Source organism: Formosa sp. S-31, assembly GCF_051172795.1.
Lineage (GTDB): Bacteria > Bacteroidota > Bacteroidia > Flavobacteriales > Flavobacteriaceae > Formosa.
In genome coordinates this window covers 472639-485079 of sequence record NZ_JAENDK010000008.1, presented here as the reverse complement: position 1 = coordinate 485079, position 12441 = coordinate 472639, and the positions used below count along the sequence as shown (strand labels likewise).

10 protein-coding genes are annotated in these 12441 nt (G+C 37.2%); 9 read left to right on the top strand and 1 reads right to left on the bottom strand.

The genetic code is table 11. The features are described from left to right. Positions 1 to 7: 7 nt before the first annotated feature. Positions 8 to 817 (bottom strand): glycogen/starch synthase, encoded by an 810-nt coding sequence (locus I3217_RS11735; RefSeq protein WP_435049950.1) that lies wholly within the window; start codon positions 815 to 817, stop codon positions 8 to 10. Positions 818 to 926: 109 nt separating this feature from the next. On the opposite strand from I3217_RS11735, the gene panC reads away from it, so the two are divergent. The 9 genes from panC (at position 927) to I3217_RS11690 (ending at position 12387) form a co-directional block, all read left to right on the top strand. Continuing rightward, positions 927 to 1775, top strand: coding sequence for a pantoate--beta-alanine ligase (panC, locus tag I3217_RS11730; RefSeq protein WP_435049949.1), 849 nt, complete (start codon positions 927 to 929; stop codon positions 1773 to 1775). A 14-nt stretch (positions 1776 to 1789) separates the two neighbouring features. Further along, positions 1790 to 2140 carry an aspartate 1-decarboxylase gene (gene panD / locus I3217_RS11725; protein ID WP_435049948.1) on the top strand — a complete coding sequence of 117 codons (351 nt, stop codon included), beginning with the start codon at positions 1790 to 1792 and terminating at the stop codon, positions 2138 to 2140. Positions 2141 to 2225: 85 nt separating this feature from the next. Further along, a complete protein-coding gene (locus tag I3217_RS11720) occupies positions 2226 to 3113 on the top strand; it encodes a lysylphosphatidylglycerol synthase transmembrane domain-containing protein (protein ID WP_435049947.1) in 888 nt (295 codons plus the stop codon). Positions 3114 to 3200: 87 nt separating this feature from the next. Further along, positions 3201 to 4349 (top strand): alpha/beta hydrolase, encoded by a 1149-nt coding sequence (locus I3217_RS11715; protein WP_435049946.1) that lies wholly within the window; start codon positions 3201 to 3203, stop codon positions 4347 to 4349. Next, the gene (gene radA / locus I3217_RS11710) at positions 4349 to 5716 is read left to right on the top strand and encodes a DNA repair protein RadA (protein WP_435049945.1); all 1368 of its coding nucleotides are present in this window, start codon (positions 4349 to 4351) and stop codon (positions 5714 to 5716) included. Before I3217_RS11715 ends, radA begins: the two co-directional genes overlap by 1 nt. Before the next feature lie 89 nt (positions 5717 to 5805). Beyond that, the gene (locus tag I3217_RS11705) at positions 5806 to 7908 is read left to right on the top strand and encodes a M13 family metallopeptidase (RefSeq protein ID WP_435049944.1); all 2103 of its coding nucleotides are present in this window, start codon (positions 5806 to 5808) and stop codon (positions 7906 to 7908) included. Between the two features lie 117 nt (positions 7909 to 8025). Further along, positions 8026 to 8496 (top strand): hypothetical protein, encoded by a 471-nt coding sequence (locus tag I3217_RS11700; RefSeq protein ID WP_435049943.1) that lies wholly within the window; start codon positions 8026 to 8028, stop codon positions 8494 to 8496. Positions 8497 to 8597: 101 nt separating this feature from the next. Then, positions 8598 to 12002 carry an isoleucine--tRNA ligase gene (gene ileS / locus I3217_RS11695; RefSeq protein ID WP_435049942.1) on the top strand — a complete coding sequence of 1135 codons (3405 nt, stop codon included), beginning with the start codon at positions 8598 to 8600 and terminating at the stop codon, positions 12000 to 12002. Between the two features lie 4 nt (positions 12003 to 12006). Further along, a complete protein-coding gene (locus I3217_RS11690) occupies positions 12007 to 12387 on the top strand; it encodes a TraR/DksA family transcriptional regulator (protein ID WP_435049941.1) in 381 nt (126 codons plus the stop codon). Positions 12388 to 12441: the final 54 nt, after the last annotated feature.

The following is a 12441-nucleotide window of genomic DNA, read 5'->3' as shown; positions in this document are numbered from 1 at the left end:
CAGTGAACTATTTTAAAACTTCGTTGGTATAGAAGTTAGAATAAGCTTCACTAAACTCTTCTTTATCTTTATATTCTAATACTGGTTTGTCCAGGCTTTCCAGATGTTTCGATAATGCTTCAGGGATTTCTTCTGAACCAATAATTATAGCATCAGAATAATCTATCGCAACTTTCATTAAATTATTATACGTAGGCTCTGTTAAAGTTTTTACAGCTTCGTCATTTACATTGTCAAATTTAACTTTTGAAGCCATGTCTTGGTTTAATGTGCCTTCGAAACCCTGGTTGTAAACGGAAGTTACAATTTTACTGTCGCTAAATAATGGCTCGCCCGCAAAATATTCTTTAAGGTAAAGTGGTAATAAAGCTGCTAACCAGCCATGAACGTGAATAATATCAGGCGACCAGTTTAATTTTTTTACAGTTTCTATTACGCCTTTTGCAAAGAAAATAGCGCGTTCGTCGTTGTCTGGGAATAAATTGCCGCTTTCGTCGGTAAGCGTGGCCTTACGCTTAAAATATTCGTCGTTATCGATAAAATAGACCTGAATGCGCTCTTTAGGGATAGATGCCACTTTAATAATCAGAGGCATATCTAAGTCGTTAATAACTAGGTTGATTCCGGATAACCTGATGACCTCGTGTAATTGATGTCTTCTTTCGTTTATATTACCATATCTGGGCATGAAAATCCGAATCTGTCCGCCCTGCTGGTTAACCATTCTAGGGGCTTCAAACGACATGGATGAGATTTCTGTTTCTGGTAAATAGGGAACTACTTCAGATGATACGTATAATATCCTCTTATCTTTCATAAATTACTAGGCTTATTGTAAATTCAAAATAAAAAACACGCAAAATTACAAAATTTTATGCAGATTGCCAGTAAAATATTAATTTTGCAGGCGTTAATTTTTATTTAGAGTGAAGGTATTTACACAAAAATCGGAATTAAAATCTGAAATTAAGACCCTAAAGTCTCAGGCTAAAACTATTGGGTTAATTCCTACAATGGGAGCGCTGCACGAAGGGCATTTGTCTTTGGTAAGACGTTCTATAAGCGAAAACGACTGCTCTGTAGTGAGCATATTTGTTAATCCAACTCAGTTTAACAATAAAGAAGATCTGGTTAACTATCCTAGAACTCTGGAGAAGGATCTGGAATTGCTACAAACAATTTCTGATGATATTATGGTTTACACTCCTTCGGTAGAGGATATTTATGATGAAGGCGTGGTTTCCACTCAATTTGATTTTGATGGTCTGGAGCATGAAATGGAAGGTAAATTTCGCGCAGGACATTTTGATGGGGTGGGGACTATAGTAAAACGTTTGTTTGAAATTGTAACACCAGATAATGCCTATTTTGGGGAAAAGGATTTCCAGCAACTGGCAATTATTAAAAAAATGGTTGCTAAACATAATATCCCGGTAAATGTGGTAGGGTGCGAAATTTTACGAGAGCCGAATGGGCTTGCTATGAGCTCCAGAAATGTTAGACTTAAACCGCAATACGCTGAGGCTGCGCCGTTTATTTACAAAACATTAACAGCTGCCAAAGCACAGTTTGGCACAAAAAGTGCTTTAGAGATTACGCAATGGGTTGAAAATGAGTTTTTAAAGCAGGAATTGTTAGAGTTAGAATACTTTACAATTGCAGAAGAAGATTCTTTGAAAACGGCTCAAAATATTAACAAACAAAAAACATATCGTGCCTTTGTTGCGGTTTTCGCAGATGATATTCGATTAATCGATAACATAGCACTTAATTAATTAACTTTGCCAAAATGCAAATTCAAGTAGTAAAATCTAAGATTCACAGAGTAAAATGTACAGGTGCAGACCTGAATTATATTGGTAGTATTACAATCGACGAAGATTTAATGGATGCTGCTAATATTATTCAGGGAGAAAAAGTTCAAATTGTAAATAACGACAATGGAGAACGCCTTGAAACTTATGTTATTCCTGGACCTAGAAATAGTGGAGAGATTACTTTAAATGGTGCAGCTGCCAGACGTGTAGCTGTTGGTGATACTCTTATTTTAATAACTTATGCTTTTATGGATTTTGAAGAAGCTAAGACGTTTAAACCGTCTTTAGTGTTTCCTGATGAAGCAACAAATAAATTGATTTAACATATAGTAGTTGAAATCTAAAAGCCTCAAAATATTAAAAATAATACTCCCAATTCTGTTGGGAGTTTTTTTAATATGGTATTCCTTGTCTAAAGTAAGTTTAGATGAATTACTGGTGTATTTTAAAAATGCGAATTACTGGTGGATTTTATTAGGAGGTCTTTTAGGTTTGTTAAGTCATTTGTCCCGGGCGTATCGCTGGTTGTTTATGTTGGAGCCTTTGGGCTATAAGATAAAATTTTTAAATAGTGTTATGGCTGTGTTTGCAGGCTATTTAATTAATTATACCATTCCCAGGGCAGGAGAAGTCGCTCGAGTTTCAATTATTTCGACTTACGAAGACGTGCCTTTCGAAAAAGGATTTGGTACTGTAGTTGCCGAACGTATTGCAGACCTTGTGGTTATGTTCGGAATCATTTTTATAACGCTTTTTTTTCAGTTCGACTTCATATTTAATTTCTTTCTTGAGAAATTTAATCTCCCGAAACTCATTTTAGGTGTTGTGATTCTGGTCTTAGCTGGTTTAGGATTTATACTTTACATTAGAAAAAGTCAGTCGATTCTGGCTATAAAAATCAAAACCTTTCTGTCTGGTTTGATTGAAGGTGTGTTGAGTATTTTTACAATGAAGAAAAAATGGTGGTTTATAGCGCATACCCTGTTTATCTGGGGCATGTATGTGCTTATGTTTTATGTTACCACTTTTGCGATAGAAGGTATACACCCTATAACTGTAGGTGCTGTTCTAATTGGTTTTATTTCTGCAAGTTTTAGTATTGCAGCAACAAATGGCGGGATTGGTTCTTATCCGGTCGCGGTATACGCGGCGTTTTCCCTTTTTGGAATAGGTCAGGGACCAAGTATAGCTTTTGGCTGGATTATGTGGTCGTCTCAAACACTTATGATTATTCTTTGCGGAGGGCTGTCTTTGTTGCTACTTCCGGTTTTCAATAGAAAAGCAGATCAAAGCTAGTTTTTAGCTTAGGTTTTATTCTAGAAAAAGATTCTTGTATTAAAACGCTAATTTTTTATACCTTGCATAGCACTAACTCTTTTAAATATGAAAAAAAGTTTTGCTATAATTCTATTCCTTTTTGCGTTTCAACTCGTGTCATCTCAGGCCGTTTACGAAACCATTAAGTCTGAAAAATTAGGAGCAACAAGGAAATTAAAGATCCAATTGCCCCGTGGATATTCCGAAAATACTGATAAAAAGTACCCGATTGTTCTGGTGTTCGATGCCGATTATATGTTCGAACCCGTTGCAGGAACTTTAGATTATTATTCGTATTGGGAAGATGTGCCAGATGTTATTGTTGTTGGGATTAAACAGGTGGAAGATCGTTATAATGATACCATGTTTTCCGAGCAAAATTCTTTACCTATAGATTCCAGTGCCAAGTTTTTTGAGTTTATTGGTATGGAGCTTATTCCTTTTATAGAAGAGAAGTATCGTACCGAAAATTTTAGAGTGGCCATCGGTCATGGTGCTACAGCTAATTTTATCAATTATTATCTGTTAAAAGGGAAGCCGTTGTTTCAGGCGTATATTGTTATAAGTCCGGAGCTGGCACCTAACATGACTAAATATATGCCGGACCGTTTGTCTAAAATAGATAGTAAAGTGTTTTATTATTTGTGTACAGCCTCAGACGATATTAAATCTGTAAAAACCGGTACTGAGCTTTTAAATACTTTACTGGATAAAATTGATAATGATAATCTTAAGTATAACTACGATTTGTTTGAAGGGTTAACACATTATTCTGTGGCTGCTCAGGCGATTCCGAAAGCTTTATCCGATATATTTTATGTGTATCAGCCCATCACCTCTAAAGAATACGAGCGCGAAATTCTGGCGTCAGACGATCCTCCTATCGAGTATCTAAAAACGAAGTACGAATTAATTAAAGAATTGTACGGTGTAGATAAAACCATATTGGTAAACGACTTTAAAGCTATAGCGGCGGCTATAGAAAAAAAGGAGGAGTATAAGGATTATCAGGAGTTAGGGAAACTAGCTCGCGATGCTTATCCGGAAGCCTTGCTGGGACAATATTATCTGGCGCGTTATTACGAAGAAACCGGACAGCCTAAAAAAGCCATGAAAACGTATCAGTCGTCTTATATTTTTGATGAAATAGGAGGTTTAACCAAAGATGATATGATTGAACGTGCCAACCGTCTTAAAGCAGATTTCGGGTATTAATGGCAAAAGTAAAAACGACGTTTTTTTGTCAGAGTTGCGGTACGCAGTATGCGAAATGGCAGGGGCAGTGTAATGCCTGTAAGGCCTGGAATACCATCGTGGAAGAAGTAGTTCAGACTGCTGAGAAGAACGATTGGAAGGTGGCTTCTGTAACAAAAAGTCAAGGGAAAAGAGCATCAAAGCCTTTGTTGATTAACGAAATAGATTCGGCTACTGAAGCGCGTTTAGATACGTTTGATGCTGAATTTAATCGTGTGCTTGGGGGCGGTATTGTGCCAGGTTCATTAACGCTGCTTGGCGGAGAGCCGGGAATTGGTAAAAGTACGTTATTGCTTCAGGTGGCCTTAAAATTACCGTATAAAACACTTTATGTTTCCGGAGAAGAAAGTCAGAAGCAGATTAAAATGCGAGCTGAGCGTATTAATCCGAATAATACGAGTTGTTATATTTTAACAGAGACCAAGACGCAGAATATTTTTAAGCAAATCGAAGATTTGCAACCCGATATTGTAATTGTCGATTCTATTCAAACCCTACACAGCGATTATATAGAATCGTCTTCAGGGAGTATATCTCAAATAAAAGAGTGCACGTCCGAGCTTATTAAATATGCTAAAGAAACGTCTACTCCTGTAATTTTAATTGGTCATATTACTAAAGACGGTCATATTGCCGGACCAAAAATTCTGGAGCATATGGTCGATACGGTTTTGCAGTTTGAAGGCGATCGAAATCACGTGTTTCGAATTTTAAGAGCAAATAAAAACCGATTCGGTTCTACCAACGAGTTAGGGATTTACGAAATGCAGGGCTCGGGTTTAAGAGAAGTATCAAATCCGTCAGAAATACTCATCTCTAAAAAGGACGAAGAACTTAGTGGAAATGCTGTTGCTGCAACTTTAGAAGGTATGCGTCCTTTAATGATAGAGGTTCAGGCGCTTGTTAGTACTGCGGTTTACGGAACACCCCAGCGTAGTGCGACTGGTTTTAATGCCAAGCGATTGAATATGCTGTTGGCTGTTTTGGAAAAACGCGCAGGTTTCCGCTTAGGAGCAAAGGATGTGTTTTTGAATATTACAGGAGGAATAACAGTAGATGATCCGGCTATCGATCTGGCCGTTGTTGCGGCTATTTTATCTTCTAATGAAGATGACTCACTTCAGAAAGATTTTTGCTTTGCAGCCGAAGTTGGGCTGTCGGGGGAAATCAGACCAGTGCAGCGTGTGGAACAACGCATTCTGGAAGCCGAAAAACTTGGCTTTTCAACAATTTTCGTATCGAAATACAATAAAATAGCAATACGACCTAAAGGAATAAAAATTCAGTTGCTCTCAAAAATAGAGGATCTGGTGGGGATTATTGTCTAGCTGTAATTGTGAATTTTAAACTGAAATATAAACGTAAGTCCGGATGTTTGGTTTTGGACTTTATAAAAAATATATCCAAATTTAAATCTATGAAAACAAACATTTTAAAATTATCTGTGTTAAGTGCTATTGCATTTTCGGGGGTTACAGCCTGTAAAAAAGAAGCAAAAAGTGATATGGCAGAGGTCGTTAAAGAAGAAGCTACACCGGGAATTAATTTAAAATTAATGGACACCACGGTAAGTGCTAAAGACGATTTTTTCAATTATGTTAATGGAAACTGGGTAAAAACCAATGCCATTCCGGATGACCGTTCCAGATGGGGGAGTTTCGATGCACTGCGCCAGAAAACAGACGAAGATGCTTTAGGTATTTTAAAAGCAGCGATGTCTGATAATAAAGATCTGAATCATATTCAGGTGTTGCCGGGCTCAGATCAGGAAAAAGCTGTTTTTCTTTATGAAACCATAATGGATACCCTTGCAAGAAATGAAGCAGGTATAACGCCTATAAAACCAACTATCGATAAAATTGAGAGTATTCAGAATATCGATGGGCTTCAAGCGTATTTAACAGAAATGGAGCCTAAAGGTGGAGCAGGATTTTTCGGATTTAGTGTGCGAGCAGATGCTAAAGACAGTAATAAAAACGCCGCTTATTTAGGTACAGGAAAACTGGGCTTACCAGATAGGGATTACTATATTAAAGACGATGCGGACTCTAAAGAAAAACGCGAAGCTTATGTGGCTTATATTACTAAAATGCTTCAGTTTTTAGGAGATACCGAGGAAAAAGCTAATGCTCAGGCTAAGCAAATTTTAGCATTCGAGACTCTTTTAGCTGAACCAAAACTGGATAAAGTAGAATTAAGAGATAGAAGAAAAACTTATAATCCTACTTCTGTTGCTGAGCTTCAGAATATGACTCCGGTGATTGACTGGAAGGGATATTTTGATGGTATTGGTGCAAAAGGTTTAGATACCATTGTAGTGTCTCAGCCAAAATATATGAAGGCCTTACAAACGGTTTTAGCTGAAGATAAAGTGGAGGACTGGAAAGCGTATTTACGCTGGCATGCGATTAATGGTGCCGCAAGTAAATTAAGCGATGATTTAGAGTATGCAAACTGGGAGTTTTACAGTAAAACCTTACGAGGTGATAAAAAGCAAAGACCAAGAGATGAACGCGCTTTACAAACCATAAACAGAACAGTAGGTGAAGCTTTAGGGAAGATGTATGTAGATAAAGTGTTTCCGCCGGAAGCAAAAGCTAAAGCTGAAGATATGATTAAGAATGTAATCAAGGCTTTCGAAATTCGTATAGAAAAATTATCATGGATGAGCGAGGATACCAAGAAGAAAGCAATAGAAAAACTTCAGGCTACTCAAATAAAAATAGCGTATCCAGACAAGTGGAAAGATTATGCAGCACTTGAAATTAAAGATGTGGAAGCTGGTGGAACTTACCTTCAGAATATGCAGAATGCAAGTGCCTGGAGATTCCAGGAAAACCTGGATAAATTGGGTAAACCCGTAGATAAATCGGAATGGTATATGGCGCCGCAGATAGTTAATGCATATTTTAATCCTTCTTTTAATGAAATTGTGTTTCCTGCAGCTATTTTACAACCCCCATTTTATAATTATAAAGCAGACGACGCTGTGAATTATGGTGGAATAGGAGCTGTAATTGGTCACGAAATTTCACATAGTTTTGATGATTCTGGAGCGCGTTACGATAAAGACGGAAATTTAAATAACTGGTGGACCGATGAAGATTTAGAACAATTTACGGCTTTAGGGCAGGCATTGGCAGATCAGTACAGTAGTTTGGAAGTATTACCTGAAACTTATATTAATGGTGAATTTACTTTAGGCGAAAATATTGGAGATCTTGGTGGTGTAAATGCAGCTTATGATGCTTTACAAATGAGTTTGGCAGCGCATGGAAATCCAGGTAAAATAGATGGTTTTACACCAGAGCAAAGATTTTTTATGTCCTGGGCTACGGTTTGGAGAACATTATACAGAGATGATGCTTTAAAAAATCAGATTAAAACTGATCCGCATTCTCCGGGTATGAATCGTGCTGTTCAGCCGCTTTTAAATGTAGAGTCTTTTTATGAGGCTTTCGGAATTACTTCAGACAATAAAATGTATATAGAGCCGGAAGAGCGTGTAAAAATCTGGTAATTCGTTTTTTTGAGCTAAAATGAAAATGACCCCCGACAAAATGTTCGGGGGTTTTCTTTTATATTTGTATATGCTTCTTAATTAGGTGTTTAGGAGGTGTAGTAAAAACTAATTATTATGAAATTAAAGACTGCTTTAGGATTGGTGCTTGTGCTGTTGGCAATGGCCTGCGGAACACACGCTGGTAAAAGCGAAGCCGATATGGTTTCAGCTTTGGATACGTATATGGTTAAGGTGAATGAAAATCATACTTTAGGACAAACTGTGGTAGAAGGGGCTTTAACAGATACTCAGGGACAGGACGATATTGGGACTTTCAAATATTATGTAAATTATAATAAGGATAACCACGATTTGTGTCACGTTAAAAATGTGGAGGAGACGGGAAATTCTCGCGAGGAAAATTATTATTATCAGAACAATAAACTGGTAACGGTAGTTGTGGAATCTTCCGCGGCGAGTGAAAAGAAAATCTACATAAACAAAGGGCGTACAATCTCAACGTTGAATATAGCTAAAGCGGAAGAAGATTTGCTTATTGCTAAAGGAAACCGGTTTTTAGATGAATATCTTGAAACCCTTAAATAAATAAGGTGTTTCGTGCTCTTAACCGGGTGATTTTTCCGTATTATAGGCTTCAGTTTTCTTAAAATTCCTTAATTTCGCGTTCTTATAAGAAAACAGAACAAATGAGTACGAGATTTCCTGAATATAAAGGTCTTAACCTGCCAAAAATAGCTGAAGAAATTCTTAGTTTTTGGGAGTCAGAACATATATTTGAAAAAAGTGTAACTACCAGAGAAGGGCATGAGCCTTTTGTGTTTTTCGAGGGGCCTCCTTCGGCAAACGGACTTCCGGGAGTTCACCACGTGTTAGCACGTTCTATTAAAGATATTTTCCCGAGATATAAAACCATGAAGGGATTCCAGGTAAAGCGTAAAGCGGGTTGGGATACTCATGGATTACCAATTGAATTAGGAGTAGAAAAAGAATTAGGAATTACCAAGGAAGATATTGGTAAAACCATTTCTGTAGAAGATTATAATGCAGCCTGCCGTAAAGCAGTAATGCGTTATACCGATATCTGGAACGACCTGACACAGAAAATGGGGTACTGGGTAAATATGGATGATCCATATATTACCTACGAACCAAAATATATGGAAAGTGTTTGGTGGTTGTTAAAACAGATTTACGATAAAAAATTATTGTACAAAGGCTACACCATTCAACCGTATTCACCTAAAGCAGGAACAGGATTAAGTTCTCACGAATTAAACCAGCCGGGAACGTATCAGGATGTAACAGATACGACAATTGTAGCTCAGTTTAAGGCGAATGCCGAATCGTTACCTGATTTCTTACAAGATGAAGGCGATATCTTTTTCTTAGCCTGGACGACCACGCCTTGGACCCTTCCAAGTAATACTGCGTTGACCGTTGGGCCTAAAATAGACTATGTATTGGTTGAGACTTATAACCAGTATACTTTTGAACCAATGAATGTCGTTCTGGCAAAGCCGTTATTAGGAAAACAATTTGCTGGTAAATTTTTTGAGGTAGATTCTAAACCACCACTTTTAGATTACAAACATGGTGATAAGAAAATACCATTTTATGTAGTTAAGGAATTTAAAGGGAAAGATTTAGTAGGTATAACTTACGAACAGTTATTGCCATATGCATTGCCTCATGAAAACCCTGAAAATGCTTTCAGAATTATTGCTGGAGATTTCGTGACAACAGAAGATGGTACAGGAATCGTGCATACTGCGCCAACTTTTGGTGCCGATGACGCCTTGGTAGCAAAACAGGCTACACCGGAAGTGCCACCAATGCTTGTAAAAGATGAGAACGGAAATTTAGTGCCGTTGGTAGATTTACAAGGGAAGTTTCGTCCGGAAATGGGCGAGTATGCCGGCAAATATGTCAAGAACGAATATTACGTTAATGAAGAGGCACCAGAACGTTCTGTAGATGTAGAAATAGCTATTAAATTAAAAGAGGAAAACAGAGCCTTTAAGGTTGAAAAATATAAACACAGTTACCCACATTGCTGGAGAACAGATAAGCCAATTTTATATTACCCGTTAGATTCCTGGTTTATAAAAGTTACCGATGTTAAGGAGCGCATGTTCCAGCTAAACGAAACCATAAACTGGAAACCTAAAGCTACAGGAACAGGGCGTTTTGGAAACTGGCTGGCCAATGCTAACGACTGGAATTTATCGCGTTCGCGTTATTGGGGAATTCCGTTGCCAATCTGGAGAACAGAAGATGGTAAAGAAGAATTATGTATTGGTTCTGTAGAAGAATTAAAAGCAGAAATGGTAAAAGCCATTGAGGCAGGTGTGCTGGCTGAAGATATTTTTGCAGATTTTGAAGTTGGAAATAATGCGGAAGAGAATTATGCAAAATTAGATTTACATAAAAATATAGTAGACCAGATTGTGTTAGTGTCACCTTTAGGCAAACCAATGCGCAGAGAAAGTGATTTGATCGATGTTTGGTTCGATTCAGGATCGATGCCGTATGCACAATGGCATTATCCGTTTGAGAATAAGGAAAAGATTGATGGAAAAACCTCTTTCCCTGCCGATTTTATTGCAGAAGGTGTAGATCAGACCAGAGGATGGTTCTATACGTTGCATGCAATAGCTACTATGGTCTTCGATTCTGTAGCGTATAAAAATGTAGTGTCTAACGGACTTGTACTTGATAAAAACGGTCAGAAAATGTCGAAGCGTTTAGGCAATGCTATCGATCCGTTTGAGACTTTAAAGGAATACGGACCGGATGCTACGCGTTGGTACATGATTAGTAATGCTAACCCTTGGGATAACCTAAAGTTCGATTTAGAAGGTGTAGAAGAAGTAAAACGTAAATTCTTCGGAACTTTATATAATACTTACTCATTCTTTTCTTTGTATACTAATTTAGATGGTTTTAAATACGAAGAAGCAGATATACCATTAGAAAATCGCCCGGAGTTAGACCGTTGGATTTTATCGGAATTACACACCTTAATACAACGTGTAGATGAGTATTATGCCGAATACGAGCCTACAAAAGCGGCGCGTGCAATTTCCGATTTTACGCAGGATTATTTAAGTAACTGGTATGTACGTTTAAGTAGAAGAAGATTCTGGAAAGGCGATTACGAACAGGATAAAATTTCGGCTTACCAGACTTTATATAATTGTATGGTAACCATTTCGAAACTTGGAGCGCCAATTGCACCATTCTTTATGGATAAACTTTACCGTGACTTAACACAGGTTACACATAAAGAAAACTTTGAAAGTGTACATTTGGCCGAGTTTCCGGTTTGCGATGAGACCTATATCGATAAGTCTTTAGAGCGTAAAATGGAAAATGCACAAACGATTTCATCTTTGGTGTTATCGTTACGTGCAAAAGAAAAAATTAAAGTAAGACAGCCATTGCAAAAAGTAATGATTCCTATAGATACTAAGGAGCAAAAATCTGAGATTTTAGCAGTGGCCGATTTAATAAAACATGAAGTAAATATAAAAGATATAGAACTTTTAGAAGATGCTTCAGATATATTGGTGAAACATATTAAGCCAAATTTTAAAGCTTTAGGGCCAAGATTTGGTAAAGATATGAAGTTGATAGCTAGTGAAATAGGGAAGTTTACAGCCGAGGATATCAAAAAAATTGAACAAACTGGCGGTGTAAATATTGAAATTAATGGAAAAAGTCTTACTTTAGGTCTAGAAGATGTAGAAATTACCTCTCAAGATATAGAAGGATGGCAGGTTGCAAACGAAGGTAATTTAACCGTGGCGTTAGATATAACCATAACGGATGAATTAAGAAAAGAAGGAATTGCCCGAGAGCTTATCAACAGAATACAGAACTTACGAAAAGATTCTGGTTTTGAAGTTACCGACAGAATTAATGTGAAACTTCAGAAGAATGAAGCTATTGTAAATGCTGTACAGACCAATTTAGAATATATAAAGGCAGAGACCCTGACCGCCGAACTTGAAATTATGGACCTAATAAACAATGGTATTGATGTCGATTTCGATAACATCCAGACCAAACTGTTTATTGAAAAACACTAACATTATGAGCGTAGATGTAAACGTAAGGTATTCCGATAAGGATTTGGCTGAATTTAAAGAGTTAATTCAGGACAAAATTGTAAAAGCTAAGCACGATTTAGATTTAATTAAAAGTGCCTATATGAACGATCTTAATAATGGTACAGATGATACCTCTCCAACTTTTAAGGCGTTTGAAGAAGGCAGTGAGACCATGAGTAAAGAAGCGAATTCGCAATTAGCCATTCGTCAGGAAAAATTTATTCGTGATCTTAAAAATGCTTTAATTAGAATCGAAAATAAAACTTACGGGATTTGCCGTGTAACCGGTAAGCTTATTAGCAAGGAACGTTTAAAATTGGTTCCGCATGCTACCTTAAGTATCGAAGCTAAAAACATGCAATAATATTTACGTTAACATTATAAATTAACGCCTTGCAAAATCATTTGCAAAGGCGTT